At 62.0% G+C, this 25,910-nt stretch carries 24 protein-coding genes; 1 reads left to right on the forward strand and 23 read right to left on the reverse strand.

Going from position 1 to position 25,910, the window contains the following annotated elements; translation table 11 throughout:
* Positions 1-69 precede the first annotated feature (69 nt).
* The 8 genes from rpoS to AC3WLP_RS19205 all read right to left on the reverse strand — a co-directional run bounded on the left by rpoS (position 70) and on the right by AC3WLP_RS19205 (position 7,308).
* On the reverse strand, positions 70-1,077 hold the full coding sequence (rpoS, locus tag AC3WLP_RS19170) for an RNA polymerase sigma factor RpoS (RefSeq protein WP_003252351.1): 1,008 nt from the start codon (positions 1,075-1,077) through the stop codon (positions 70-72).
* Positions 1,078-1,185: 108 nt separating this feature from the next.
* Entirely contained in the window at positions 1,186-2,043 is an 858-nt protein-coding gene (locus AC3WLP_RS19175; RefSeq protein ID WP_004574839.1) for a peptidoglycan DD-metalloendopeptidase family protein, read from the reverse strand.
* Positions 2,044-2,280: 237 nt separating this feature from the next.
* Entirely contained in the window at positions 2,281-2,919 is a 639-nt protein-coding gene (locus tag AC3WLP_RS19180; protein ID WP_003252348.1) for a protein-L-isoaspartate(D-aspartate) O-methyltransferase, read from the reverse strand.
* A gap of 35 nt (positions 2,920-2,954) precedes the next feature.
* A complete protein-coding gene (surE, locus tag AC3WLP_RS19185; RefSeq protein ID WP_003252346.1) occupies positions 2,955-3,704 on the reverse strand; it encodes a 5'/3'-nucleotidase SurE in 750 nt (249 codons plus the stop codon).
* Positions 3,692-4,750, reverse strand: a complete 1,059-nt coding sequence (gene truD, locus AC3WLP_RS19190; RefSeq protein WP_003252344.1) for a tRNA pseudouridine(13) synthase TruD — start codon at positions 4,748-4,750, stop codon at positions 3,692-3,694. Before truD ends, surE begins: the two co-directional genes overlap by 13 nt.
* Positions 4,747-5,220, reverse strand: coding sequence for a 2-C-methyl-D-erythritol 2,4-cyclodiphosphate synthase (ispF, locus tag AC3WLP_RS19195; protein WP_003252342.1), 474 nt, complete (start codon positions 5,218-5,220; stop codon positions 4,747-4,749). Before ispF ends, truD begins: the two co-directional genes overlap by 4 nt.
* A gap of 112 nt (positions 5,221-5,332) precedes the next feature.
* On the reverse strand, positions 5,333-6,187 hold the full coding sequence (gene fghA, locus AC3WLP_RS19200; protein WP_003252340.1) for an S-formylglutathione hydrolase: 855 nt from the start codon (positions 6,185-6,187) through the stop codon (positions 5,333-5,335).
* Between the two features lie 8 nt (positions 6,188-6,195).
* Positions 6,196-7,308 carry an S-(hydroxymethyl)glutathione dehydrogenase/class III alcohol dehydrogenase gene (locus AC3WLP_RS19205; RefSeq protein ID WP_088513567.1) on the reverse strand — a complete coding sequence of 371 codons (1,113 nt, stop codon included), beginning with the start codon at positions 7,306-7,308 and terminating at the stop codon, positions 6,196-6,198.
* A gap of 107 nt (positions 7,309-7,415) precedes the next feature.
* Between AC3WLP_RS19205 and AC3WLP_RS19210 the strand changes: the two genes are divergently transcribed.
* A complete protein-coding gene (locus tag AC3WLP_RS19210) occupies positions 7,416-8,312 on the forward strand; it encodes a LysR substrate-binding domain-containing protein (protein WP_003252336.1) in 897 nt (298 codons plus the stop codon).
* A 129-nt stretch (positions 8,313-8,441) separates the two neighbouring features.
* Here the strand turns inward: AC3WLP_RS19210 and ispD are convergent, their stop codons facing one another.
* The 15 genes from ispD to bamA form a co-directional block, all read right to left on the reverse strand.
* Positions 8,442-9,149, reverse strand: a complete 708-nt coding sequence (ispD, locus tag AC3WLP_RS19215; protein ID WP_003252335.1) for a 2-C-methyl-D-erythritol 4-phosphate cytidylyltransferase — start codon at positions 9,147-9,149, stop codon at positions 8,442-8,444.
* Complete coding sequence (gene ftsB, locus AC3WLP_RS19220) at positions 9,146-9,427, reverse strand: cell division protein FtsB (protein WP_004576849.1); 282 nt, start codon at positions 9,425-9,427, stop codon at positions 9,146-9,148. Before ftsB ends, ispD begins: the two co-directional genes overlap by 4 nt.
* A gap of 165 nt (positions 9,428-9,592) precedes the next feature.
* The gene (gene eno / locus AC3WLP_RS19225; protein ID WP_088513566.1) at positions 9,593-10,882 is read right to left on the reverse strand and encodes a phosphopyruvate hydratase; all 1,290 of its coding nucleotides are present in this window, start codon (positions 10,880-10,882) and stop codon (positions 9,593-9,595) included.
* A 154-nt stretch (positions 10,883-11,036) separates the two neighbouring features.
* Positions 11,037-11,882 (reverse strand): 3-deoxy-8-phosphooctulonate synthase, encoded by an 846-nt coding sequence (gene kdsA / locus AC3WLP_RS19230; protein WP_010952685.1) that lies wholly within the window; start codon positions 11,880-11,882, stop codon positions 11,037-11,039.
* A gap of 3 nt (positions 11,883-11,885) precedes the next feature.
* Positions 11,886-13,514, reverse strand: a complete 1,629-nt coding sequence (pyrG, locus tag AC3WLP_RS19235) for a CTP synthase (RefSeq protein WP_003252329.1) — start codon at positions 13,512-13,514, stop codon at positions 11,886-11,888.
* Positions 13,515-13,781: 267 nt separating this feature from the next.
* On the reverse strand, positions 13,782-15,065 hold the full coding sequence (gene tilS, locus AC3WLP_RS19240; RefSeq protein ID WP_088513565.1) for a tRNA lysidine(34) synthetase TilS: 1,284 nt from the start codon (positions 15,063-15,065) through the stop codon (positions 13,782-13,784).
* 169 nt (positions 15,066-15,234) lie between these two features.
* Positions 15,235-16,182 (reverse strand): acetyl-CoA carboxylase carboxyltransferase subunit alpha, encoded by a 948-nt coding sequence (locus AC3WLP_RS19245; RefSeq protein WP_014754274.1) that lies wholly within the window; start codon positions 16,180-16,182, stop codon positions 15,235-15,237.
* 106 nt (positions 16,183-16,288) lie between these two features.
* A complete protein-coding gene (dnaE, locus tag AC3WLP_RS19250; protein WP_012053539.1) occupies positions 16,289-19,813 on the reverse strand; it encodes a DNA polymerase III subunit alpha in 3,525 nt (1,174 codons plus the stop codon).
* Between the two features lie 186 nt (positions 19,814-19,999).
* Positions 20,000-20,623 carry a ribonuclease HII gene (rnhB, locus tag AC3WLP_RS19255; RefSeq protein WP_012053540.1) on the reverse strand — a complete coding sequence of 208 codons (624 nt, stop codon included), beginning with the start codon at positions 20,621-20,623 and terminating at the stop codon, positions 20,000-20,002.
* A 1-nt stretch (position 20,624) separates the two neighbouring features.
* Positions 20,625-21,752 (reverse strand): lipid-A-disaccharide synthase, encoded by a 1,128-nt coding sequence (gene lpxB, locus AC3WLP_RS19260; protein ID WP_088513564.1) that lies wholly within the window; start codon positions 21,750-21,752, stop codon positions 20,625-20,627.
* 1 nt (position 21,753) lies between these two features.
* Entirely contained in the window at positions 21,754-22,530 is a 777-nt protein-coding gene (lpxA, locus tag AC3WLP_RS19265) for an acyl-ACP--UDP-N-acetylglucosamine O-acyltransferase (RefSeq protein ID WP_010952681.1), read from the reverse strand.
* Entirely contained in the window at positions 22,527-22,967 is a 441-nt protein-coding gene (gene fabZ, locus AC3WLP_RS19270) for a 3-hydroxyacyl-ACP dehydratase FabZ (RefSeq protein ID WP_003252314.1), read from the reverse strand. The genes lpxA and fabZ overlap by 4 nt, the downstream gene beginning before the upstream one ends.
* 114 nt (positions 22,968-23,081) lie before the next feature.
* Positions 23,082-24,137 (reverse strand): UDP-3-O-(3-hydroxymyristoyl)glucosamine N-acyltransferase, encoded by a 1,056-nt coding sequence (gene lpxD / locus AC3WLP_RS19275; RefSeq protein ID WP_003252312.1) that lies wholly within the window; start codon positions 24,135-24,137, stop codon positions 23,082-23,084.
* A 1-nt stretch (position 24,138) separates the two neighbouring features.
* Positions 24,139-24,642 (reverse strand): OmpH/Skp family outer membrane protein, encoded by a 504-nt coding sequence (locus tag AC3WLP_RS19280; RefSeq protein WP_003252311.1) that lies wholly within the window; start codon positions 24,640-24,642, stop codon positions 24,139-24,141.
* A gap of 44 nt (positions 24,643-24,686) precedes the next feature.
* On the reverse strand, positions 24,687-25,910 hold a 1,224-nt coding region (gene bamA, locus AC3WLP_RS19285), incomplete at its 5' end, for an outer membrane protein assembly factor BamA (RefSeq protein WP_103340228.1).

Here is a 25,910-nt window from a genome sequence, read left to right on the forward strand (position 1 = left end):
GGAACCTCGCTTTTCGCCACAAACAAAAACGCCCCGAGAGCATCGGGGCGTCTTTTGTTACAGCGCTAGCTACTGGAACAATGACTCGCTGGACAGACCATTCTTTTCAAGGATCTCGCGCAAGCGCTTGAGCCCTTCCACCTGGATTTGCCGCACGCGTTCACGGGTAAGGCCGATCTCCAGCCCAACATCCTCCAGGGTACTGCTTTCATGGCCACGAAGGCCAAAGCGGCGTACAACCACTTCACGCTGCTTGTCGGTCAACTCGCCCAGCCACTGATCGATGCTCTGCGACAGGTCGTCATCCTGCAGCAGTTCGCACGGGTCCGTCGGGCGGTCGTCGGTCAGGGTATCGAGCAGCGTCTTGTCCGAATCCGGGCCAAGCGACACGTCTACCGAAGACACCCGTTCGTTCAGGCCGAGCATACGCTTGACCTCGGCGACCGGCTTTTCCAGCAAGGTGGCGATTTCTTCCGGCGAGGGCTCGTGGTCGAGTTTCTGCGTCAGCTCGCGCGCGGCGCGCAGGTAGACGTTCAGTTCCTTGACCACGTGGATCGGCAGGCGAATGGTGCGAGTCTGGTTCATGATCGCCCGTTCGATGGTCTGGCGAATCCACCAGGTCGCGTAGGTCGAAAAACGGAAACCACGCTCCGGATCGAACTTTTCGACCGCCCGGATCAGCCCCAGGTTGCCCTCCTCGATCAGGTCGAGCAGCGACAGGCCACGGTTCACGTAACGACGGGCAATTTTGACAACCAGGCGCAGGTTGCTTTCGATCATGCGCTTGCGGCCGGCAGGGTCACCCTTTTGCGACAAGCGCGCAAAATGCACTTCTTCTTCCGGCGAAAGCAGCGGCGAGAAACCGATCTCGTTGAGATACAGCTGGGTGGCATCGAGCGCCCTGCTGTAATCGATGTACTTGTGTTGCTTGAGCGAAGAGCCCGATTTGGCCCTCGTCCGAACCGAAGATACAGCAGGTTCGTCTGACACCACATCCGTTTCCAAAACGATACCCGTCTCCATTAGGAGGACGTCATCGTCGATGTCAAACTCCGGCACTTCTTTACTGAGAGCCATTGTTATAATCCTTTGCTGAGTTCGAACTCAGACTCGAGCGGCACCTTTCTCCCTGGCAGCGCTTGAGCCTGTCCCCTCTACATCACAGGAACAGGCTGGGTACAACGGTCAACGACGTGGCAGGAACTGGAGTGGATCGACGGGTTTGCCCTGGCGGCGAATCTCGAAATGCAGCTTCACCCGATCTGTGCCCGTAGACCCCATTTCAGCAATCGACTGCCCTGCCTTGACCTGCTGCCCCTCCCGAACCAACAGCCTGCGGTTATGACCGTAGGCACTGACGTAGGTGTCGCTGTGCTTGATGATGATCAGCTCGCCGTAGCCCCTCAAACCACTCCCGGCATAAACCACCGCACCATCAGACGCAGCAAAAACAGGCTGTCCCAAATCACCGGCGATATCAATGCCTTTATTCAAACTACCGTTTGAAGCAAATTTTCCAATCAGCACGCCATTGGCAGGCCAGGTCCAACCACCTACCGCGCGCTCTGCGGCTGGTACGGTAGCGACCACAGGGGCAGGGGTGGAAGGCGCCGACGTGGCCGGTTTGCTGGTGCTGGCAGGCGCCGTGGCAGTGCTGCCCACAGGCCGCCGCGTGACCGTGGTGCGGCTTGACGAGGACGGGCTGGACACCACCGTGGTGCGGCTGCTGGAACCGCTGCTGAAACGAATCGCTTGGCCCGGGCGGATGGTATAAGGCGCCTGAATACCGTTGCGTGCAGCCAGCTCCTTGTAGTCCCAGCCATAACGGAAGGCGATGGAGAACAGGGTGTCGCCTGGCTTGACGATGTATTGCCCAGAAGTCACCGCCGGGCGCTTGGGCACGGTGTTGTTGCGGTCGACCACCCGCGCGCTGTTGCTGCTGGTGCTTGAGCAACCCACCAGAAGCGTGCCCATGGCCAATGCAATCACCAGAAGCTTGAAACCCGACCCGTCCTTGCGCTGCCGAATGACTGTGTGACCCACCCGCGCTCCCCTCATGGTGCCGAAAATCGATATGAAGACAAGAAATGCAATATTGTTGCAATTATAACCAAGCCAGCCGGTAATGGCAGACGGGTTCAAAAGACGGGCACAAAACCCCGGTGCACGCTGTGCGTTAGCGCTTCGCACCGCCTGATAGACAGGGCGAAGCGACAAGAATTCGCCACCGGCACAAAAATACACCGCGCCTCATGCCTGCACAGCTCAGATCAACAGGCTTCAGGCCAGAGGCCCATTGAGCAGCGGCACGAAGCGCACAGCCCCCAGTACGCGACGGGAGAATCCATGCTCCTCGCGCACGATCAGCATCAGTTGCTGCGCTTCGCCGGCCGGCCCTACCGGGATGACCATGCGTCCACCGGGTGCCAGTTGGTCGAGCAGTGCCTGTGGCACTTCCGGCGCCACGGCGGTGACGATGATGCCGTTGTACGGCGCAAGCGCCGGCCACCCCTCACAACCGTCACCCCAGCGGAATACCACGTTGCGCAGGTTAAGCTCCACCAGGCGCTCTTTGGCCCGGTCCTGCAGCACCTTGATGCGCTCTACCGAAAACACCCGCTCGACCAGCTGAGCCAGGATCGCCGTCTGGTAGCCCGAACCGGTGCCAATCTCCAGCACCTTGTCCAGCGGCCCGGCCTCGAGCAACAGCTCGCTCATGTGAGCAACCATGAACGGCTGGGAGATGGTCTGGTTGTGGCCGATCGGCAGCGCGGTGTCTTCGTATGCTCGATGCGCCAGCGCCTCGTCGACGAACAGGTGGCGCGGCGTACGACGGATCACGTCGAGCACCTTGGTGTTCGAAACCCCCTCTTCGCACAAACGCTGTATCAGCCGCTCCCGGGTACGCTGAGAGGTCATGCCGATGCCACGCCGCAGCATATCGTCCTCGCGCATCAGAGCAGGCCCTCCAGCCATCCATCGAGCTGCTCGAAGGCATCATTGAAGGTGCGGTCGAGCTGCAATGGGGTAATCGATACGTAGCCTTGCATCACCGCGTGGAAGTCGGTGCCCGGGCCGCCGTCCTCGGCATCACCGGCCACGGCAATCCAGTAGCCTTCCTTGCCACGCGGGTTGACCACCTTGGTGGGCGCCGCCGCCCGCGCCCGGTGACCGAGACGGGTGAGCTGGATGCCACGGATGTGCTCCAGCGGCAAGTTGGGAATATTGACGTTGAGTACGGTGCGTGGCGGCAACACCAGGCGCGACTGTGCCTCGACCAGACGACGGGCGATATAGGCCGCAGTCGGCAGGTTGTCCGGCTGGCGCGACAACAGCGAGAACGCCAGCGAGGTACCGCCGAGGAAGCGGCCTTCCAGCGCCGCAGCGACCGTTCCCGAATACAGCACGTCATCGCCCAGGTTGGCACCAAGGTTGATCCCCGACACGACCATGTCCGGCGTCTGTGGCAACAGCCCATTGAGCCCCAGGTGCACGCAGTCGGTCGGCGTGCCGTTGAGGCTGATGAAGCCATTGGCCAGGGTCTGCGGATGCAGTGGCCGGTCCAGCGTCAGCGAACTGCTGGCGCCGCTCTTGTCTTGATCCGGGGCGATCACCGCGCACTCGGCATAATCCACCAGCGCAGCGTGCAGCGCGGCGATGCCAGGTGCGGTAACACCGTCGTCATTCGAAATCAGAATACGCATGGGCTGTCCGTCTGCCCTGCCGACACCAGATCCACGACTTCACGCACCACCACGGTGGCGAAGCATCCGGCCGGCAGGACGAATTCCAGTTGCAGGATATCAGGCTCGGGATAATGCCACGTCAGGCCGCCAATAGGGAGCCGCAGAATTCGCCGTTCGTGATCCATGCCCGCCTGGGCCAGCCACTGGCAAAGTGCCGGCTGACGTGCGCCGATAGCGTTTTCCAGCTGGGCAGGCGCAGCGCCAGCAGGTGAAGCGCCCTCCCCCCACATCGGGCCGGTTGGATGCAAGTCGAGAATCGCCAGCCGCGGGTCGGCACATTCCGCCTCACCCGCCGGGAAGAAACTGCGGCTGTCGGTGAACGCCAGCAGGTCCCCGACCTGGGCTCGGGCCCAGCTACCGTCAGCCACACGCGCAGCCAGCAACTGATTGAACAGGTAGCTGCGCCCGGCCGAAAGCAGCCGCGAACGCACGTTGCGCTGTTCAGGCAAAGCCTTGCGCGCGGCCCAATCGAGGGCGTCGTGGACGTTGCCACCACCGTGCCCAAAGCGCTGGGTGCCGAAGTAGTTGGGCACACCTTGCTGCCTGAGCTGCTCCAGGCGCGCATCCACCGCCTGGTGATCGGCAGCCAGGGCGGTCAGGCGCAAGGTGAACCCGTTGGCCGAATGCGCGCCGCGCTGCAGTTTGCGCTGGTGACGCACCTGTTTGAGCACACGCAGGCTGGCATCCTCGGCACGCGACAGATCCGGATCGGCCTTGCCCGGCAGGTGCAGGCTGAACCACTGGCGGGTGAGCGCCTGGCGGTCCTTCAGGCCGGCATAGCTGATGCTGCGCACGGGCACGCCAGCGGCGCGGGCAAGGCGCCGGGCGGCTTCTTCAGTGTTCAGGTCACGCTTCTCGACCCACAGCCACAGGTGCTCGCCTTGGCCCGATAGCGGTATATCCAGGACTTCGTCAACCTGAAAGTCTTCGGCAACCGCTTTGAGGACGGCGGTGCCCAGGGGTTCGCCCGATGCGCGCGGGCCCAGCAATTCCAGTTCGGTCATGCTGGCAGCAGCAGGGCGACCGAATGCACGGCAATGCCCTCCTCGCGGCCGGTAAAGCCAAGCTTCTCTGTGGTGGTGGCCTTGACATTGACCTGGTCGAGCTCGACCTGCAGGTCTTCGGCGATCAGCTGGCGCATGGTTTCGATGTGCGGGGCCATTTTCGGTGCCTGGGCGACGATGGTGGCGTCAACGTTGCCGACCTTCCAGCCCTTGGCCTTGACGATGCCGACCACATGACGCAGCAGCGCGCGGCTGTCAGCACCCTTGAACTGCGGGTCAGTGTCAGGGAAGTGCTTGCCGATGTCGCCCAGCGCCGCAGCGCCAAGCAAGGCATCGCTCAGGGCGTGCAGCAGCACGTCACCGTCAGAATGGGCCAACAGGCCGTATTTGTGGGGGATACGCACCCCGCCCAGGGTAATGAAATCACCGTCGCAGAAACGGTGCACATCGTAGCCGTGGCCAATACGCATAAAAAAACGCCCTGAATGAGTCAGGGCGTGATTCTACCTGCTTTGCAGGGGATTTGTGGGATTGGGGCTGCTGTGCAGCCCTTCGCGGGCACGCCCGCTCCCACAGCAAGCGTTAAACCCGCCCCAGTGCCACCGCATGATGGCGCAGGTGCTCCTCGATGAAGCTGGCAATGAAGTAGTAGCTATGGTCATAGCCCGGCTGCATACGCAGGGTCATTGCATGGCCACCTTTGCGTGCCGCCTGTTCCAGCGCTTCAGGCTTGAGTTGCTTCTCGAGGAAGTCGTCACGGTCGCCCTGGTCCACCAGCAACGGCGGGCATTGGCCAGCAGGGGTTTCGGCCAGCAGCACACTGGCATCCCACTCACGCCAGCGTCCACGGTCTTCACCCAGGTAGCGGCTGAAGGCCTTCTCGCCCCACGGACAATCCATCGGATTGCTGATTGGCGAGAATGCCGACACCGAGCGGTAGCGCCCCGGATTGCGCAAGGCGCACACCAGCGCGCCATGCCCACCCATGGAGTGGCCGCTGATGCTGCGCTCGCCCGACGCCGGGAAGTGCGCCTCGATCAGGGCTGGCAACTCCTCCACCACATAGTCGTGCATGCGGTAGTGCTGGGCCCAGGGTTGCTGGGTGGCGTTGAGGTAGAAGCCAGCGCCCAGGCCGAAGTCCCAGGCGCCGTCCGGATCGCCCGGCACCTGCTCGCCACGCGGGCTGGTATCGGGGGCAACGATGATCAGCCCCAGCTCGGCGGCCAGACGCTGGGCGCCGGCCTTCTGCATGAAGTTCTCGTCGGTGCAGGTGAGGCCGCTGAGCCAGTAAAGCACCGGCAGCTTTTCGCCCTGCTCGGCCTGCGGTGGCAGGTACACGGCGAACACCATATCGCAACCCAGCACCTTGGAATGATGCCGGTAACGCTTGTGCCAGCCGCCGAAGCTCTTCTGGCAGGAGATGTTATCCAGGCTCATGGCAGACCTCAGAAGTGGATCACGCTACGGATGCTCTTGCCTTCATGCATCAGGTCGAAGGCCTTGTTGATGTCTTCCAGCCCCATCGTGTGGGTGATGAAGGTGTCCAGCGGGATCTCGCCTTTCTCGGACATTTCCACGTAGCTCGGCAGCTCGCTGCGGCCACGCACGCCGCCGAACGCCGAACCACGCCAAACCCGACCAGTAACCAGCTGGAACGGACGCGTGGAAATTTCCTGGCCGGCACCGGCCACACCGATGATGACCGACTCACCCCAGCCCTTGTGGCAGCATTCCAGGGCGGCGCGCATCAGTTGAACGTTGCCGATGCACTCGAAGGAGAAGTCCACGCCACCATCGGTGAGGTCGACGATCACTTCCTGGATCGGGCGATCGTAGTCTTTCGGGTTGACGCAATCGGTGGCACCCAGCTGGCGGGCGATCTCGAACTTGGCCGGGTTGATGTCGATGGCGATGATACGCGAAGCCTTGGCCTTGACCGCACCGATCACGGCTGACAGGCCGATGCCACCGAGGCCGAAGATGGCCACGGTATCACCTGGCTTGACCTTGGCAGTGTTGAGTACCGCGCCGATACCGGTGGTGACGCCGCAGCCCAGCAGGCAGACCTTTTCCAGTGGTGCTTCTTTCTGGATCTTGGCCACGGAAATTTCCGGCAGCACGGTGTATTCGGAGAACGTCGAGGTGCCCATGTAGTGGAACAGTTGCTGGCCCTTGTACGAGAAGCGCGTGGTGCCGTCCGGCATCAGGCCCTTGCCCTGGGTGGCGCGGATGGCCTGGCACAGGTTGGTCTTGCCCGAGAGGCAGAACTTGCACTTGCCGCATTCTGGGGTGTACAGCGGGATGACGTGGTCACCCACGGCGACCGAGGTCACCCCCTCGCCCACCGCTTCGACGATGGCACCGCCTTCGTGGCCGAGGATCGACGGGAAGATACCTTCCGGGTCAGCACCGGACAGGGTATAGGCATCGGTGTGGCAGACACCGCTGGCGACCACGCGCAGCAGCACTTCACCGGCCTTTGGCATGGCCACGTCGACTTCGACGATTTCCAGGGGTTTCTTGGCTTCGAAGGCAACGGCAGCACGGGACTTGATCATCAAAGGTCTCCAGACAGTGGATCGATTCAGTCTTGCAGTGTAATTCAGCGCCTTTTGATGAATAATCAGGCCAAAGACAAAACATTATTGCCACACAGGGATAATCGATGAGCAGCCGATGGGAAGGCATCGACGAATTTGTCGCCGTGGCCGAGTCGGGCCAGTTCACTGCCGCCGCCGAACGCCTGGGGGTTTCCTCATCGCACATCAGCCGGCAGATCGCCCGGCTGGAGGACCGCCTGCAGACGCGCCTGCTGTATCGCAGTACCCGCCGGGTAACCCTCAGCGAAGCCGGGCAGACCTTCCTGCAGCATTGCCAACGCTTGCAGGATGGCCGCGAGGAAGCGCTGCGCGCCATGGGCGACCTGGCCAGCGAACCCAAGGGCTTGTTGCGCATGACGTGCGCCGTGGCCTACGGCGAGCGCTTCATCGTGCCGTTGGTGACGCGATTCATGGCGCTGTACCCGCAGCTGCGCGTGGATGTGGAGCTGAGCAACCACACCCTCGACCTGCTGCATGAAGGCATGGACCTGGCCATCCGCCTGGGCCGCCTGGCCGACTCTCGCTTGGTGGCTACCCGCCTGGCGCCAAGGCGCATGTACCTGTGCGCCTCGCCGGCCTATCTTGAGCGCTATGGCCGGCCACACAGCCTGTCGGAGCTGGCGCGGCACAATTGCCTGGTGGGGAGTTCGGACTTGTGGGCGCTACAGCAGGATGGCCGTGAGATCAGCCAGCGGGTACAGGGTAACTGGCGCTGCAACAGTGGCCAGGCAGTGCTGGATGCGGCGCTGCAAGGGATCGGGTTGTGCCAGTTGCCGGATTACTACGTGCTGGAACACCTGAACAGTGGTGCGCTGGTGTCGCTGCTGGAGGCGCACCAACCGCCGAATACGGCGGTGTGGGCGCTGTATCCGCAGCAGAGGCACCTGTCGCCGAAGGTACGGCGGCTGGTGGATTACCTGAAGGAGGGGTTGGCAGGGTTGCCGGAGTATCGTTTCGGCTGACGGGATGTGCTGCATGTACGGGCCTCTTCGCGGGTGAACCCGCTCCTACGACGGCCTGTGCCCAACCACCGATGCGTATGTAGGAGCGGGTTCACCCGCGAATACGGTGGCGGCAGCAACGGTGAACGCTCAGCGTTTACCCGCCCAGCGCTGGCGCAACCATTCGAGATCTTCGGGCCGGGTTACCTTTATGTTGTCACTGCGCCCTTCCACCAGCCGCGGCGCCTGACCGGACCATTCGATGGCCGAGGCTTCATCGGTCACCACCACATCCGACACCAGGCACTCTGCCAGCGCCCGGTGCAACGCTCCAAGGCGGAACATCTGCGGTGTGTACGCCTGCCAGATCGTGCTGCGGTCCACGGTAGCACTCACCCGGCCATGGCTGTCGGCACGCTTGAGGGTATCGCGCGCCGGCACCGCCAGCAGGCCACCCACCGGGTCGTCCGCCAGCTCCGACAACAGCTTGTCCAGGTCGCTGCGTGCCAGGTTCGGCCGCGCAGCATCGTGCACCAGCACCCAGTCGCTGTCCCCCGCCCCCTGGGCATGCAGCACCAGCAAGGCGTTAAGCACCGAGTCAGCGCGTTCACGCCCGCCCGCCGCGCACTGGATGCGGGGGTCGCTGGCGTAGCGCAGGCCAGGCCAGTACGGGTCATCTTCGGCAATGCTGACCACCACGCCCTTAAGCGCCGGGTGGCCAAGAAAACAGTCGAGGCTGTGCTCGAGAAGGGTCTGCCCAGCCAGCTCCAGGTATTGCTTGGGGCGGTCGGCAGCCATGCGGGCACCTACACCCGCCGCAGGAATCACGGCCCAGAAGGCCGGCAAGGTATCGATCATTTCTGTGGCAACTGGAAGAGGGTTTCGCCCTCTTTGACCATCCCCAATTCGTGGCGGGCCCGTTCTTCAACGGTCTCCATGCCTTTTTTCAGCTCTAGCACTTCAGCATCGAGCACACGATTACGCTCGAGCAAGCGCTCGTTTTCGGCATGCTGATCGGCAATCTGCTGCTTCAGTTCGGTCACTTGCGCCAGGCTGCCGTTACCCACCCACAGGCGGTACTGCAGGCCACCCAACAGCAAGAGCAGAACGAGGAACAACCAATAGGGACTGCGCATCACGTTATCCAGGTTAAAAAGGCTGCCGCGTTTTTACTTCGGGGCCTCCAATAGCACGAAGCCTGGCCGAGGCCAGGCTTCGTCGACAGAAACCCGTTAGTACGTAGGAAAGTTCAGTACGAACGTTCCTACAACTTCGGCTGCTGCCTTTTTACCATCTCTTGCTTAGCCGCGAAACTCGGCACGACCGCGGTAAACCGCTTTGGCGCCCAGTTGCTCTTCGATGCGCAGCAGCTGGTTGTACTTGGAAACGCGGTCGGAACGGCACAGCGAGCCGGTCTTGATCTGGCCAGCAGCAGTACCCACAGCCAGGTCGGCAATGGTCGAGTCTTCGGTTTCACCGGAACGGTGCGAGATCACTGCAGTGTAACCAGCAGCCTTGGCCATCTGGATGGCTTCCAGGGTTTCGGTCAGCGAGCCGATCTGGTTGAACTTGATCAGGATCGAGTTACCGATGCCTTTCTCGATGCCTTCCTTGAGGATCTTGGTGTTGGTCACGAACAGGTCGTCACCGACCAGCTGGACTTTTTCACCTATCTTGTCAGTGAGGATTTTCCAGCCAGCCCAGTCGGACTCGTCCAGGCCGTCTTCGATCGAAATGATCGGGAAACGCTCGGTCAGGCCTTTCAGGTAGTCGGCGAAGCCTTCGGCGTCGAACGACTTGCCTTCGCCGGACAGGTTGTACTTGCCGTCTTCGTAGAATTCAGAAGCCGCGCAGTCCAGGGCCAGGGTCACGTCGGTGCCCAGCTTGTAGCCGGCTTTTTCGACAGCTTCAGCGATGGCGCCCAGGGCGTCTTCGTTGGATGCCAGGTTCGGGGCGAAACCACCTTCATCACCTACGGCGGTGTTCAGGCCACGGGCCTTCAGGACGGCCTTGAGGTGGTGGAAGATTTCGGTACCCATACGCAGGCCGTCAGAGAAGGTCTTGGCGCCAACCGGCTGAACCATGAACTCCTGGATGTCGACGTTGTTGTCGGCGTGCTCGCCACCGTTGATGATGTTCATCATCGGAACCGGCATCGAGTACTGGCCCGGGGTGCCGTTCAGGTTGGCGATGTGCGCGTACAGCGGCAGGTCCTGGTCCTGGGCAGCAGCTTTGGCGGCAGCCAGGGAAACAGCCAGGATGGCGTTGGCGCCCAGCTTGGCCTTGTTCTCGGTACCGTCCAGTTCAATCATGGCGCGGTCCAGCGCCTTCTGGTCGGAAGGTTCCTTGCCCAGCAGCAGGTCACGGATCGGGCCGTTGATGTTGGCGACGGCCTTCAGCACGCCCTTGCCCAGGTAACGGCTCTTGTCGCCATCACGCAGCTCCAGCGCTTCGCGCGAGCCGGTAGAAGCACCGGACGGCGCGCAAGCGCTGCCGATGATGCCGTTGTCGAGCAGTACATCGGCTTCCACAGTGGGGTTGCCACGCGAATCGAGAACTTCACGACCTTTGATGTCGACGATTTTTGCCATTGTTGTAAGCACTCCAGAATTTGACGAAAACAACTTAGCTTAGGAAATTCTTGCCGTTCACCAGGCGAACTTGCTTTGGGCAGGCCTGATGAAGGGAGCCCCTGACCGACTGGTCAGGGGTGGATCGGGCGGTACTTTACCCGAGAAATGAGCTTTACGCGGTTTCTACCGTCGGAAAACTTTTCACCAGGTCGTCCAATTGCTTGAGCTGGACCAGGAACGGCTCCAGTTTATCCAGGCGCAAGGCGCATGGGCCATCGCACTTGGCGTTGTCCGGATCGGGGTGGGCTTCGAGGAAAAGCCCGGCCAGGCCCTGACTCATGCCGGCCTTGGCCAGGTCAGTGACCTGGGCCCGACGGCCGCCGGCGGAATCGGCGCGGCCACCCGGCATCTGCAGGGCGTGGGTCACGTCGAAGAACACCGGGTACTCGAACTGCTTCATGATGCCGAAGCCCAGCATGTCGACCACCAGGTTGTTGTAGCCGAAGCTCGAACCACGCTCGCAGAGTATCAACTGGTCGTTACCGGCTTCTTCGCACTTGGCCAGGATGTGTTTCATTTCCTGAGGTGCGAGGAACTGAGCCTTCTTGATGTTGATCACCACGCCGGTCTTGGCCATGGCCACCACCAGGTCAGTCTGCCGCGACAGGAAAGCCGGCAGCTGGATGATGTCGCATACCTTGGCGACGGGCTCGGCCTGGTAAGGCTCGTGCACATCGGTGATCACCGGCACGTTGAAGGTGCGCTTGATCTCTTCGAAGATCTTCAGCCCCTCTTCCATGCCAGGGCCACGGTAGGACGTTACCGACGAACGGTTGGCCTTGTCGAAACTGGCCTTGAACACGTACGGGATACCGAGCTTCTCGGTAACCCGCACGTACTCTTCGCAGACCTTCATCGCCAGGTCACGGGATTCCAGAACGTTCATGCCGCCGAACAGGACGAACGGCTTGTCGTTGGCGATCTCGATGTTACCGACGCGAATGATCTTCTGGGTCATCGATCAGGCCTTGTTCTTCTGAGCCAGGGCTGCCTTGACGAAACCACTGAACAGCGGGTGGCCGTCACGCGGGGTGGAGGTGAACTCCGGGTGGAACTGGCAAGCGACGAACCATGGGTGATCCTTGGACTCGACCACTTCCACCAGCGCGCCGTCTTCGGAACGGCCGGAAACCACCAGACCAGCTTCCACCAGTTGTGGCAGCAGGTTGTTGTTCACTTCGTAGCGGTGACGGTGACGCTCGGTGATCACGTCCTTGCCGTAGCAGTCGTGCACCTTGGAACCGGCAGCCAGCTGGCAATCCTGTGCGCCCAGGCGCATGGTGCCGCCCAGGTCGGAAGCCTCGTCGCGGGTCTCGACGGCACCGGTGGCATCGGCCCACTCGGTGATCAGGCCGACCACTGGGTGGCCGCTGTTACGGTCGAACTCGGTGGAGTTGGCGTCTTTCCAGCCCATCACGTTACGGGCGAATTCGATGACGGCCACCTGCATGCCCAGGCAGATACCCAGGTACGGCACCTTGTTCTCACGGGCGTATTGCACCGCGGTGATCTTGCCTTCCACACCGCGCAGGCCGAAACCGCCCGGTACCAGGATGGCATCGGCGCCTTCGAGCAGGCTGGTGCCCTGGTTCTCGATGTCTTCCGAATCGATGTAGCGCAGGTTGACCTTGGTCCGGTTGGTGATGCCGGCGTGGCTCATCGCTTCGATCAGCGACTTGTACGCGTCCAGCAGCTCCATGTACTTGCCGACCATGGCGATGGTCACTTCGTGCTCCGGGTTGAGCTTGGCATCGACCACCTTGTCCCACTCGGACAGGTCGGCGCCATTGCACTGCAGGCCGAAGCGCTCGACGACGAAGTCGTCCAGGCCCTGAGCATGCAGTACGCCCGGGATCTTGTAGATGGTGTCGACGTCTTCCAGCGAAATCACCGCACGCTCTTCAACGTTGGTGAACAGCGCGATCTTGCGACGCGACGAAGCATCCACCGGGTGGTCGGAGCGGCAGATCAGCACGTCAGGCTGCAGGCCGATGGAGCGCAGCTCCTTGACCGAGTGCTGGGTCGGCTTGGTCTTGGTTTCGCCAGCGGTGGCGATGTACGGGACCAGGGTCAGGTGCATCAGCATGGCACGCTTGGAGCCCACTTCGACACGCAGCTGGCGAATCGCCTCGAGGAACGGCTGCGACTCGATATCACCCACGGTACCGCCGATTTCCACCAGGGCCACGTCGGCATCGCCGGCACCCTTGATGATGCGACGCTTGATTTCGTCGGTGATGTGCGGGATGACCTGGATGGTCGCGCCCAGGTAATCACCACGACGCTCTTTACGCAGCACGTGCTCGTAGATACGGCCAGTGGTGAAGTTGTTGTTCTGGGTCATGGTGGTGCGGATGAACCGCTCGTAGTGACCCAGGTCGAGGTCGGTCTCGGCGCCATCGTGGGTGACAAACACTTCACCGTGCTGGAACGGGCTCATGGTGCCCGGGTCGACGTTGATGTACGGATCCAGCTTGAGCATGGTGACCTTCAGGCCCCGCGCTTCCAGGATGGCCGCCAGGGAAGCCGAGGCAATGCCTTTCCCCAATGAAGAAACAACACCGCCCGTGACGAATATGTAGCGCGTCATGAAAAACCCTAGAAGTCTGCGTTAAGGCGGCCAGCGCCGCCGGAGAAAGCGAAGGAAGGCCGAAGCCCCCGATCACCTGCGTCAATCACAGTGCATCTCGAAAAACTGCCGCGTCTGTACAGCCAGGGTATACCCGGCATGGCGTTCGCTCGTCATTTCCAGAATCAGCTCGGCAAAAAACTGCTTGGTAATCGGCAACTCCTGTGTTTTCGCGGAACCCACAGAAGTTGTATCAAGAAGGGAGGGTAGTCTACCGGAATGTACCCTTCAGCTCAAACCTTGCGCGTTCGTCGGTAACTGCCAGTGCAGTTGGCAATCCGCCTGCACCAGCCCGGGCAGGTTGGCCACCGCCAGCAGGCATTCGCCGTGATACAGCAACGGCAGGCGCGAGCGCAGGAAATGCGGCACCTGCTGTTCGTTGAGCAGGCGCTTGAGGTCCCGCCGGCCACGGCCGGGAACCGCCAGCATTTCACCCCCCTGACGGTAGGCAATACGCAACCCGCTCGGCATGGCTGCGCCAACAAGACGCACGCAACCATTGCCCGGCAACCGCAACGGCCCATCAGGCTCGGGCCAGGCCAGCGAGCCGGTCGGTTGCTGTAGCCAATCACCGCTCAGCCACCAGATGCGCCCGTGGCTACGCACCAACCGTCCATCGGCAAGCCGCCAGACTGGCCGGGCATCGGCAGCGGCATCGCGCAGGTCTGCCCAGCCGGCCCAGTGCCGGGTATCGGGCAAACGGGTGCGCTGGCTCAGCCAGTACTGCAAGGCATTGCGCTGACGCGCCGGCGATAACGCCAGCAGGGCGGCCAGGTCGAGGGAATCCAGCCCCGGCCAGGCGAGAGGCGCCCCTTTGCCCGCAAGCGCCAGATCCTCCTGGGCCAGTTCGTCCAGCAAACCCAGCGCCTCGCCCAGATGCTCTGCTGCACGGGCGAAGTTCTGGCTGGCCTGTGGCCAACGTTGCTGCAACTGCGGCATCACTTCGCCGCGCAGGTAGTTGCGGGCGAATTGTGTGTCGACGTTTGACGGGTCTTCGATCCAGGTCAGCCCTTGGGCTTGGGCATAATCCTGCAAATGTTGCCGGGAACAGGCCAGTAACGGCCTGACCAGGCTGCCCTGCCCCAGCGCCCGCTGCCCCGGCATTGCCGCCAGGCCACGCAGGCCGGCGCCGCGCAACAGGCGGAACAGCAGGGTCTCGGCCTGGTCGTCGCGGTGCTGACCGGTGAACAGGATATCGCCCGGGCCGAGCACTTGCCTGAAGGCGGCATAGCGGGCCTCTCGGGCCGCCTGTTCCAGGCTGGCGCCTGGGGAGACCTGGACGTGGATGACCTGGAGTTCAACGTCGAAATTGTCGCAGATGGCTTGGCAGTGGGCGGGCCAGGCGTCGGCAGCGGCTTGCAGGCCGTGGTGAATATGGATGGCGCGCAGCGGGGGGGATGCGTGGTTGCGGGCGTACTCGGCCAGCAGGTGCAGGAGGACGGTGGAGTCAAGGCCGCCGGAGAAGGCGACGTGCCAGGTGGGGGCGTTGAGCCAAGGAGTGAGGTTGATCATCTAGCCCTCGCTCGATTCAAGAAAGCATTCGCGGGCATGCCCGCGCCCACATGTACGGCGCAAGCCTCAAGGGCAGCGCAACCTGTAGGAGCGGGTTTACCCGCGAACACCGGCGAAGCCGGTGCCATCAATCACAAGGGCCGCAAAACGGCCCCAGGGCTAATCAGAATCAGAGGCCGTAGCTCATCAGGCGCTCGTAACGACGGGCCAACAGCGCATCGTTGTCGAACTTGCCGAGCATGTCCAACTGCTGCACCAGATCGGCACGGATGCTTTCGGACATCTGGGCCGGGTCACGGTGGGCGCCGCCCAGCGGCTCCTGGATGACCTTGTCTACAATGTTCAGGCTTTTCAGACGCTCGGCGGTGATGCCCATGGCCTCGGCCGCGTCTGCTGCTTTATCGGCCGTTTTCCACAGAATCGAAGCACAGCCTTCCGGCGAAATAACCGAGTAGGTGGAGTACTGCAGCATGTTCAGTTGGTCGCACACGCCAATGGCCAGTGCCCCACCGGAACCACCCTCACCGATCACGGTAGCGATGATCGGGGTTTTCAGGCGTGCCATGACCCGCAGGTTCCAGGCGATGGCTTCACTCTGGTTGCGTTCTTCGGCGTCGATGCCCGGGTAGGCGCCCGGCGTGTCGATGAAGGTCAGGATCGGCATCTTGAAGCGTTCGGCCATTTCCATCAGGCGACAGGCCTTGCGGTAACCTTCCGGGCGCGGCATGCCGAAGTTGCGACGCACTTTCTCGCGCACTTCACGGCCCTTCTGGTGGCCAATGACCATGACCGGCTTGCCGTCCAGACGCGCAGTACCACCCACGATGGCGGCGTCGTCAGAGAAGTGACGGTCCCCGTGCAGCTCTTCGAACTCGGTGAAGATGTGCTCCAGGTAGTCCAGGGTGTATGGACGACGCGGGTGACGGGCCAGGCGGGCGATCTGCCAGCTGGTCAGGTTGCCGAAGATGCTTTCGGTCAGGGTGTTGCTCTTGTCTTGCAGACGGGCAATTTCATCGCTGATGTTCAGCGAGTTGTCGTTGCCCACCAGGCGCAGGCCTTCGATCTTGGCTTGCAGGTCGGCAATCGGCTGTTCGAAGTCGAGGAAATTCGGGTTCATAGTCATCCGTCTTGGGTCTACGGCCAGGCGGCCGGCCGGTTGATCCGTTTGGCGCCATACCTTAAGGGATCAGGCGCATTCAGGTCGAGATTAAATTTTTGTCGGTTCAACGATATTGCAGGAAGACGTTCTCACGCCCGAACTGGTCACGCAGCGCCTGAATCAGCCCATCGGCCGGGTCGATCGCCCACTGCTCGCCAAACTGCAGCATGGCCTTGGCGTCGCTGCCGGTGTACTCCAGCGTGATCGGGCAGGCACCGCGATGGCGGGTGATCAGCTCGCCCAGCCACTTCAGCCGGTCGCCCTTCAGTGCGTCATGCGCCACCTTCAGGCGCAGGCTCTCGGCCAGCTTGGTGCGTGCGTCTTCCATGGTCATCACCTGCTTCACCCGCAGGCGCAAGCCCCCGGAGAAGTCGTCATTGCTGACCTCGCCTTCCACCACCACCATCGCATCGGTCTGCAGCAAGGACTGTGCCGCCATGAAGGCATCGGCAAACAGCGATGCCTCGATCCGCCCGGAACGGTCATCCAGGGTGACGAAGCCCATCTTGTCGCCCTTCTTGTTCTTCATCACCCGCAGCGCAATGATCATGCCCGCGATGGTCTGGGTTTCGCGCGACGGCTTGAGGTCGACGATGCGCTGGCGGGCGAAGCGACGGATCTCGGTCTCGTACTCGTCGATCGGGTGGCCGGTGAGGTACAGGCCAAGGGTGTCCTTCTCCCCCTTCAGACGCTCCTTGAGGGTGAGCTCGCGCACCTTGCGGTGGTTGGCATACACATCGACATCTGCCGCGTCGAACATGCTGCCGAACAGGTCGACATGACCACTGTCAGCGGTGTGTGCGGCCTGCTCGGCTGCCTTGATGGCCTCGCCCAGCGCCGACAGCAAGGTTGCCCGGTTGATGTCGATGTTGGCGTGGTAGGCCTTGATCTCGTCATGGAAGTGCGGGCCAAGGCGGTCCAGCGCGCCACTGCGCACCAGCGCATCAAGGGTACGCTTGTTGACCCGTTTGAGGTCGATGCGTTCACAGAAATCGAACAGGTCCTTGAAGGGACCGCCTTGGGCACGGGCCTCGACAATCGCCTCCACCGGGCCTTCGCCGACACCCTTGATGGCACCAAGGCCGTAGACGATACGGCCGTCGTTGTTGACGGTGAACTTGAAGTCCGAGAAATTCACGTCCGGCGCGTCGAGGCGCAGCTTCATGCTGCGTACCTCCTCCACCAGCACCACCACCTTGTCGGTGTTGTGCATATCCGCCGACAGGACCGCGGCCATGAACGGCGCCGGGTAGTGGGTTTTCAGCCAGGCGGTCTGGTACGACACCAGGCCATAGGCGGCGGAGTGGGATTTGTTGAAGCCGTAGCCCGCGAACTTCTCTACCAGGTCGAAGATGTTACCGGCGAGGTCCGCATCGATATTGTTGGCTACGCAACCTTCGATGAAACCACCGCGCTGCTTGGCCATTTCCTCGGGCTTTTTCTTACCCATGGCCCGGCGCAGCATGTCGGCGCCACCCAAGGTATAACCTGCCATCACCTGGGCGATCTGCATCACCTGTTCCTGGTACAGGATGATGCCGTAGGTTGGCGCCAGTACCGGCTTGAGGCCTTCGTACTGGTAGTCGGAGTGCGGGTAGGCCAGCTCGGCGCGGCCGTGCTTGCGGTTGATGAAGTCGTCCACCATGCCCGATTGCAGCGGGCCCGGGCGGAACAACGCAACCAGTGCGATCAGGTCTTCCAGGCAGTCGGGCTTGAGCTTCTTGATCAGCTCCTTCATGCCGCGCGATTCAAGCTGGAACACCGCCGTGGTTTCGGCCTTCTGCAGCAGCTCGTAGGTCTTGCGGTCGTCCAGCGGAATGAAGTCGATGTTGAGGTCGGGCAGGTTCTTCTTGGCCTGCTCGCGGTTGATGATCTCCATCGCCCACTTGATGATGGTCAAGGTACGCAGGCCGAGGAAGTCGAACTTCACCAGGCCGGCGGCCTCGACGTCATCCTTGTCGAACTGGGTTACCAGGCCACCACCCTCTTCATCACAGGCGATCGGCGAAAAGTCGGTGAGCTTGGTCGGTGCGATAACCACACCACCGGCGTGCTTGCCGGTACCCCGGGTCACACCCTCCAGCTTCAGGGCCATGTCCCAGATTTCACGGGCGTCTTCGTCGCCCTTGAGGAAGTCACGCAGGATTTCTTCCTGCTCGTAGGCCTTCTCCAGGGTCATGCCCACTTCGAAGGGGATCATCTTCGACAGGCGGTCGGCCAGGCCATAGGATTTGCCTTGCACCCGCGCCACGTCACGCACCACCGCCTTGGCGGCCATGGTACCGAAGGTGATGATCTGGCTCACCGCATTACGCCCGTAGGCCTCGGCCACGTAGTCGATCACCCGGTCACGGCCGTCCATGCAGAAGTCGACGTCGAAGTCGGGCATGGAAACACGTTCAGGGTTGAGGAAGCGCTCGAACAGCAGGTCGTAGGCCAGCGGGTCGAGATCGGTGATCTTCAGGACATAGGCCACCAGCGAGCCGGCACCCGAACCACGACCCGGGCCCACCGGTACGTCGTTGTTCTTGGCCCACTTGATGAAGTCCATAACAATCAGGAAGTAACCGGGGAAGCCCATCTGGATGATGATGTCCAGTTCGAACTTCAGGCGGTCCAGGTAAACCTGACGCTTTTCTTCATAATTGGGCGTCGTCTCTTTCGGCCACAACACGGCCAGGCGCTCTTCCAGGCCTTCGTGGGACACATGCCGCAGGTAGTCATCGATGCCCATGCCATTGGGCGTGGGGAAGTCAGGCAGGAAGTACTTGCCCAGCTGTACCTGGATGTTGCAGCGCTTGGCAATTTCGACGGTGTTGGCGATGGCGTCGGGCAGGTCGCTGAAGAGCTCGGCCATTTCCTCCGCCGACTTCAGGTACTGCTGGTCGCTGTAGCAACGCGGGCGGCGCGGGTCATCGAGGGTCCAGCCCTCACCGATACAGACGCGGGTTTCGTGGGCGTCGAAATCCGCCTGTTTGATGAAACGTACGTCGTTGGTAGCCACCAGCGGGGCGCCAAGCTTGTCGGCCAATGCCACCGCCGCGTGCACGTATTCTTCGTCGCGTGCGCGATTGGTGCGCTGCACTTCAACGTAGAAGCGCTCGGGGAACATGCCCATCCAGTCCTGAAGAAGCGCTTCGGCTTCGTCTTGCCGACCCGCCAGCAGCGCCATGCCAATGTCGCCTTCCTTGCCCGCGGACAAGGCAATCAGGCCCTCGCTGGCCGGGGCGATCCATTCACGCTGGAGGATGACCAGGCCATTGCGCTGGCCATCGGTCCAGCCGCGCGAGATCAGTTCGGTGAGGTTGCGATAGCCCTTGGGGTTCATGGCCAGGAAGCAGATGCGCGACAGCGGGGCTTCCGGGTCGGCACCGGCCAGCCACAGGTCGGCACCGCAGATCGGCTTGATGCCGGCGCCCATGGCCGTCTTGTAGAACTTCACCAGCGAGCACATGTTGCTCTGATCGGTGATCGCGACCGCCGGCATGTTCATCCCGGTCAGCGCCTTGGCCAGCGGCTTGATCCGCACCAGGCCGTCGACCAGCGAGAATTCGGAGTGGACGCGCAGGTGAACGAAGGGAACCGACATGGAAGATCCTGTAGCAGTGCTTAACGACAAGGGCGGGATTGTAGCCTAACTAGGGGCTTTTTTTGGGGCTGCTTTGCAGCCCTTCGCGGGCACGCCCGCTCCCACAGGTATGGCCCCGCTGCTCAGACCGATGAATCCTGTGGGAGCGGGCGTGCCCGCGAAGGGCCGCAAAGCGGCCCCAATAGGTCAGATCAGGGAATCGGTGACGCCTTCGCGCACTTCCCAAGCCGCCCGCACCGGGGCGAAGGAACGCCGATGAATGGGCGTAGGCCCAAGGCGCGCCAAGGCCTCGAGATGCACCGGGGTCGGGTAGCCCTTGTGCCCGCCAATGCCATAACCCGGGTAGATCAGTTCGAACGCACTCATTTCCCGATCACGGGTCACCTTGGCCAGGATCGATGCCGCCGCAATGGCCGGCACCTGGCTATCCCCCTTGACCACCGGTGCTGCTGGCACCGCCAGCTTCGGGCAGCGATTGCCATCGATCAGGGCCAGCTTCGGCGTAATGTGCAAGCCCTCCACTGCCCGCTGCATGGCCAGCATGGTGGCCTGCAGGATGTTCAGGCTGTCGATTTCCTCGACTTCGGCGCGGGCGATGCAGAAGCTCAAGGCCTTTTCGCAGATCTCGTCGAACAGCGCCTCACGCCTGGCTTCGGTGAGTTTCTTCGAATCGTTCAGACCGAGAATCGGCCGCGCGGGATCAAGAATCACGGCCGCCGTTACCACCGCGCCGCACAACGGGCCGCGGCCCACTTCGTCAACGCCGGCGACCAGGTCTTCTACCAGGTTGAAGTCCAGTCCAATTTGCATGTCAGCGGTCCTTGAGCAGGGCCAGTACCGCCTCGGCCGCCTGATTGGAGGCGTCACGGCGCAGGGTGCGGTGAATTTCGTCGAAACGTTCGGTCTGCTGGCTTCCATCGCGCACCAGCGGCGCCAGGGTGTTGGCCAGCGCTTCACTGGTAGCGTCGTCCTGCAGCAACTCGGGCACCAGCTCTCGCTGGGCCAGCAGGTTCGGCAATGACACGTAAGGGCTTTTCACCAGACGCTTGAGAATCCAGAAGGTCAAGGGCGCCAGGCGGTACGCCACCACCATCGGCCGCTTGTACAGCAGCGCCTCGAGGGTGGCGGTACCCGAGGCGATCAGCACCGCGTCACAGGCTGCCAGGGCTTGGTGCGACTGGCCATCGAGCAGGGTCAGCGGCAGTTGGCGCCCTTCAAGCATCTGTTCGATCTGGGCGCGCCGCGTGGCGTTGGCGCAGGGCAACACGAAGCGCACACCCGGCACTTGTTGGCAAAGGCGCTCGGCGGCGTCGAGGAACAACGCGCCCAGGCGCCCTACTTCGCCGCCCCGACTGCCCGGCATCAATGCCACCACCGGCCCCTCGCCCAGGCCCAGCGCGGCGCGCGCGGCCGGGCGGTCGGATTCAAGCGGGATGGTGTCCGCCAGCGGGTGGCCAACAAAACGCACTGGCACACCTTGCTCTTCGTAGAACCGCGCCTCGAACGGCAGCAGCGTCAGCATCAGGTCGCAGCCTTCGCGAATCTTCAGCACGCGCTTCTGCCGCCAGGCCCACACTGACGGGCTGACATAGTGCACGGTCTTGATCCCGGCCTGGCGCAGCTTCAGCTCGATGTTGAGGGTGAAGTCAGGGGCGTCGATGCCGATGAATACGTCGGGCTTTTCTTCGATCAGGGTCTGGATCAGCAACTTGCGGCGCTTGAGCAGCTCGCGCAGGCGACCGAGTACCTCGACCAGCCCCATGACGGCCAGGCGCTCCATGGGGAAATAGGATTGCAGGCCCTCAGCTTCCATCAAGGGGCCGCCAACCCCGATGAACCGCACGTCGGGGTGGCGTGCCTTGAGGGCACGCATCAAGCCTGAACCAAGAATATCGCCACTGGCCTCACCCGCGACCAGCGCTACGCAAAGCTGGGCCATATCAGCGCGTGATGCCGCGAGCGGAGCTCAGGATCGACTGACGGAACAGCTCGACCTCAGGGTGTTGCGTGGCCGGTTCGGCCAGCTCCTTGAGCGCGTCTTCGACGGTCAGGCCCTGACGGTAGACTATCTTGTAGCAACGACGCAGCACATGGATCACCTCGTCGCTGAAACCGCGGCGGCGCATGCCCTCGAAGTTCATGCTGCGGGCTTCGGCCGGGCTGCCGAACACGGTAACGAAGGCCGGAACGTCCTTGCCAATGGCCGTGCCCATGCCGGAAAACGCGTGGGCGCCAATATGGCAGTACTGGTGAACCAGGGTGTAACCGGACAGGATCGCCCAGTCCCCCACATGTACATGACCTGCCAACGCCGTGTTGTTGACCAGGATGCAGTGGTTGCCGATGACACTGTCGTGGCCAATGTGGGCATAGGCCATGATCAGGTTATGGTCACCCACGGTGGTTTCCGCGCGGTCCTGAACAGTACCGCGATGGATGGTCACCCCTTCGCGAATCACATTGTGATCGCCGATCACCAGGCGCGTCGGCTCACCCTTGTACTTAAGGTCCGGGGTGTCTTCACCGATCGAGGAAAACTGAAAGATGCGGTTGTGCTTGCCGATGCGGGTCGGGCCTTTGAGCACAACATGCGGGCCGATAACGGTGCCCTCCCCGATTTCGACATCAGGGCCAACGATCGACCAAGGGCCGACCTCGACGCCGTCGGCCAGCTTGGCCGACGGATCGATAATGGCCCGAGGATCAATCGAATTCATAGGGAGCGTTCCGCGCAGGTGATTTCTGCCGAGCAGACCGGCTTGCCATCGACAAGGGCGCGGCACTCGAACTTCCAGATCATGCTTTTACGGCTGAGGAACTTGGCTTCCAGCACAAGCTGGTCGCCCGGGAGAACCGGCTGACGGAAACGCAGTTTGTCGGAACCGACGAAGTAGTACAGGGTGCCATCGGCCGGCTTGGCATCGAGCATCTTGAAACCAAGGATGCCGGCCGCCTGGGCCATGGCTTCAATGATCAGGACACCCGGCATGATCGGGTGTGCCGGGAAGTGGCCATTGAAAAACGGCTCATTGATGCTGACATTCTTGTAGGCACGAATGCTCTGGGCCTCGAAGTCCAGATCCGTCACACGGTCTACCAGCAGGAACGGGTAGCGGTGAGGCAGGTATTCGCGAATCTCGTTGATGTCCATCATTTCGGTGGGGAAGCCTGTAATAAGAATAGGGAGCGCAGGTGCTGACCACACGCTCCTTTTGCAATCCAAAGAGGAGCCAGCTAGCGACTGTTCACTCTTGCTCAGGGAATGGTATCAGCCTTCTGATGTCGGCAGGCCACCTGAGGTCACGGTATCGACGCGTTTTTCCAGCTGCTGGAGACGCTTGGCCATGTCGTCCAGGTGGCGGATACGCGCGGCGCTCTTGCGCCAGTCAGCCAGCGGCTGCATGGCAGTGCCGGAAGAATAGGAACCCGGTTCAGTGATCGAACGGGTAACCATGGTCATTCCGGAAACGAAAACGTTATCGCAAATATCAATATGCCCAACCAGCCCCACACCACCGGCCAGCATGCAGTGCTTGCCGATGCGCGTGCTGCCGGAGATTCCGACGCAAGCAGCCATGGCAGTGTGATCACCGATCTGCACGTTGTGAGCGATCTGGATCTGGTTATCCAGCTTCACCCCGTCGCCGATCCGGGTGTCGGACAGCGCGCCACGGTCGACAGCAGTATTGACACCGATCTCAACGTCATCACCAATGGTGACGCCGCCGATCTGCGCAATCTTGCGCCAGATACCCTTCTCGTTGGCAAAGCCGAAGCCCTCACCGCCGATCACGGCACCCGACTGGATGACCACACGCTTACCGATGGTCACGTCGTGATACAGCGTGACCCGCGGTGCCAGCCACCCACCTTCACCGACCACACAGCGGGCACCGATGAAGCAGTGTGCGCCGATGCTGACGTTGGCGCCGATGCGCGCACCACTTTCGATGACCGCGAACGGCCCGATGCTGGCGCTGGCGTCCACCTGGGCATCTTCCGCCACCACGGCGCTGGGATGTATTCCCGCCTCAGCCTTGGGTTTGGGATCGAACAGGTGGGAAATCCGCGCGTAAGCAAGGTACGGGTCCGCAACGACCAGGGTATTGCCGGCAAAGCTTTCGGCATCCGCAGCCTTGAGCAGCACCGCGCCGGCCTGGCTGTTGTCCAGGTACTTGCGGTACTGCGGGTTGGCGAGGAAGCTCAACTGCGTCGGACCAGCCTCTTGCAAGGTGGCCAGCCCGGTAATCTGCAGCGCCTCGGGCCCCTTGAGGGTAGCTCCGAGCACCTCGGCCAGCTGGCCTAGCGTCATGGTCACACTCATATCAACGGGCTTGGTTCATGCGCTCGATGACTTGGCGGGTGATGTCGTACTGAGGTTTGACATCGATGACCGCACCACGCTCGAGGACCAGGTCGTAGCCGCCCTTTTTGATCACTTCCTCGACAGCACCATCCAGCTTCGGCTTCAGTTGCTTGAGCATATCGCGGTCGGCAACGGCCTTGGCTTCGTTCAGTTCCTTGGACTGGAACTGGAAATCGCGGGCCTTTTGCTTGAACTCGAGCTCCAGGCGCTCACGCTCCTGCTGCTGCATCTTGTCGCCGCCCTTGATCAGGCGGTCCTGGATGCCCTTGGCACTGCTTTCCAGGCTTTTCAGCTTGGTCAGTTGCGGACCGAATTTCTTCTCGGCATCAACCGCATACTTCTTGGCGGCATCCGACTCGAGCAGGGCCATCTGGTAGTTCAGGACGGCAACCTTCATTTCGGCGAAAGCCGGGGTGGCGACCAGCGCCGCGGCCACTACGGCCAATTGAGCCAATTTACGCACGATGCACTCCTGGATAAACCGTTGTCATTAAGCAAGGGCCGACCTTAGAAGGTCTGGCCCAGAGAGAATTGGAACACCTGGGTATCGGCATCGTCCGGCTTCTTGACCGGCATTGCCAGGCTGAAGCTCAACGGGCCCAGTGCGGTAATCCAGGTCACGCCCAGGCCGACCGAACTGGCCATGCCCGAGAACCCGACCTTCTCGCAATCAGGTTTGTTGCCGCAATTGGTGTCGAACACGTTACCCACGTCCCAGAACACGGAAGTGCGCAGTGAACGCTGGTCCTTGACGAACGGCAGCGGGAACAGCAGCTCGGCACCGCCTTGCACCAGCACGTTACCACCAAACGGCAACGGATCCTGATCCGGGTCAGCGATGGTGCCTGGCTTGCCACCTGCTGCCTCACCGATGCTCGGGGTACTGCGCGGGCCCAGGCTGCTGTCCTTGAAGCCACGGACGGAGTTGAAACCACCCGCGAAATAGTTCTCGTAGAACGGCAAGCCGGAGGTGCTGCCGTACCCATCACCATAGCCCAGCTCGGTATGCAGGCGCAGGGTGTAGTCGCTGGTGATCGGCTTGAACAGCTGGCCACGGTAGTCAAGCTTGAAGAACGACAGGTCGCTGCCCGGAACGGTGGACTCCAGGGTCAGGCTTTGCGAGTGACCACGGGTGGCCAGTACGCCTTTGTTCAGGGTCGACTCGGACCAGCCGATCGAGGCCTTGAAGTTCAGGAAGTTGTCACCTTCCTGCTCGAGGAAGTCGAAGATCTCGTCAACGGTGTACTTGCCGGTCTTGATCTTGTCCTGCTGCACGCTCAGGCCGTAGGTCAGGCGCGAGGTTTCGCTGATCGGGTAGCCCAGGCTGACGCCGGCACCGTAGCTGTCCACCGCATAGCTGGCAACGTCGACGTCGAGGTCGTCGTAATCGGTGCTGCGGTAGAAGGCGTTGTAGCCCAGGCTGACGCCATCGGCGGTGAAGTAGGGATCAACGAAGCCGAAGTTGTAACGGGTCTGGTATTCCGAACGGGTCAGGCCGATGGACACCTTGTTACCGGTACCGAGGAAGTTGCTCTGGCTGATCGACCCCCCCAGGATCAGGCCGGCGCTCTGGGCGAAACCGACGCTGGCGGTGATCGAACCCGAGGCCTGCTCTTCGACGCTGTAGTTGACGTCGACCTGGTCGTCGGTGCCTGGCACCTGCGGGGTCTCGACGTTGACTTCCTTGAAGAAGCCCAGGCGCTCAAGACGGGTCTTGGACTGGTCGATCAG

The organism is Pseudomonas sp. FW305-E2 (assembly GCF_058782925.1).

Coding starts and splice junctions, on each gene's coding strand:
- rpoS (WP_003252351.1), bottom strand. CDS start 1,077: ATGGCTCTCAGTAAAGAAGTGCCGGAGTTTGACATCGACGATGACGTC.
- AC3WLP_RS19180 (WP_003252348.1), bottom strand. CDS start 2,919: ATGACCTCTCAGCGTACCCGGGAGCGGCTGATACAGCGTTTGTGCGAA.
- surE (WP_003252346.1), bottom strand. CDS start 3,704: ATGCGTATTCTGATTTCGAATGACGACGGTGTTACCGCACCTGGCATC.
- truD (WP_003252344.1), bottom strand. CDS start 4,750: ATGACCGAACTGGAATTGCTGGGCCCGCGCGCATCGGGCGAACCCCTG.
- ispF (WP_003252342.1), bottom strand. CDS start 5,220: ATGCGTATTGGCCACGGCTACGATGTGCACCGTTTCTGCGACGGTGAT.
- fghA (WP_003252340.1), bottom strand. CDS start 6,187: ATGAGCCTGGATAACATCTCCTGCCAGAAGAGCTTCGGCGGCTGGCAC.
- AC3WLP_RS19205 (WP_088513567.1), bottom strand. CDS start 7,308: ATGATCAAGTCCCGTGCTGCCGTTGCCTTCGAAGCCAAGAAACCCCTG.
- AC3WLP_RS19210 (WP_003252336.1), top strand. CDS start 7,416: ATGAGCAGCCGATGGGAAGGCATCGACGAATTTGTCGCCGTGGCCGAG.
- ispD (WP_003252335.1), bottom strand. CDS start 9,149: ATGATCGATACCTTGCCGGCCTTCTGGGCCGTGATTCCTGCGGCGGGT.
- ftsB (WP_004576849.1), bottom strand. CDS start 9,427: ATGCGCAGTCCCTATTGGTTGTTCCTCGTTCTGCTCTTGCTGTTGGGT.
- eno (WP_088513566.1), bottom strand. CDS start 10,882: ATGGCAAAAATCGTCGACATCAAAGGTCGTGAAGTTCTCGATTCGCGT.
- kdsA (WP_010952685.1), bottom strand. CDS start 11,882: ATGACCCAGAAGATCATTCGCGTCGGTAACATCGAGATCGCCAACGAC.
- pyrG (WP_003252329.1), bottom strand. CDS start 13,514: ATGACGCGCTACATATTCGTCACGGGCGGTGTTGTTTCTTCATTGGGG.
- tilS (WP_088513565.1), bottom strand. CDS start 15,065: ATGATCAACCTCACTCCTTGGCTCAACGCCCCCACCTGGCACGTCGCC.
- AC3WLP_RS19245 (WP_014754274.1), bottom strand. CDS start 16,182: ATGAACCCGAATTTCCTCGACTTCGAACAGCCGATTGCCGACCTGCAA.
- dnaE (WP_012053539.1), bottom strand. CDS start 19,813: ATGTCGGTTCCCTTCGTTCACCTGCGCGTCCACTCCGAATTCTCGCTG.
- rnhB (WP_012053540.1), bottom strand. CDS start 20,623: ATGCAAATTGGACTGGACTTCAACCTGGTAGAAGACCTGGTCGCCGGC.
- lpxB (WP_088513564.1), bottom strand. CDS start 21,752: ATGGCCCAGCTTTGCGTAGCGCTGGTCGCGGGTGAGGCCAGTGGCGAT.
- lpxA (WP_010952681.1), bottom strand. CDS start 22,530: ATGAATTCGATTGATCCTCGGGCCATTATCGATCCGTCGGCCAAGCTG.
- fabZ (WP_003252314.1), bottom strand. CDS start 22,967: ATGATGGACATCAACGAGATTCGCGAATACCTGCCTCACCGCTACCCG.
- lpxD (WP_003252312.1), bottom strand. CDS start 24,137: ATGAGTGTGACCATGACGCTAGGCCAGCTGGCCGAGGTGCTCGGAGCT.